The 349-nt window shown below is 42.1% G+C and carries 1 protein-coding gene; it reads right to left on the reverse strand.

Annotated elements, in window-relative coordinates:
- Window positions 1–157: 157 nt before the first annotated feature.
- A partial coding sequence (locus tag IDG60_RS03135) for a hypothetical protein (protein WP_206160488.1) occupies window positions 158–349 on the reverse strand: 192 nt, incomplete at its 5' end.

Here is a 349-nt window from a genome sequence, read left to right on the forward strand (position 1 = left end):
GGTTCTTTATCATTAGCTGTAGCTAATGTCTACTTAAAAAATGAATACATGAGTAAAACTCATGCATAAGAAATACTAATTTCTAAAGAAAAAGTATTTTTTTATCGATGTCCTACCCCAACTTGCACATTTTTGTAAGCTGACTTTGCGCCAGCTTCTATGTTGGGGCCCCGCCAACTTGCACATTTTTGTATGCTGACTTTTCGCCAGCTTCTATGTTGGGGCCCCGCCAACTTGCACATTTTTGTATGCTGACTTTTCGCCAGCTTCTGTGTTGGGCCCCACCCCAACTTGCATTGTCTGTTGAAATTGGTGATCCAATTTCTCTATGTTGGGGCCCCGCCAACTT

The organism is Staphylococcus sp. EG-SA-2 (assembly GCF_017152085.1).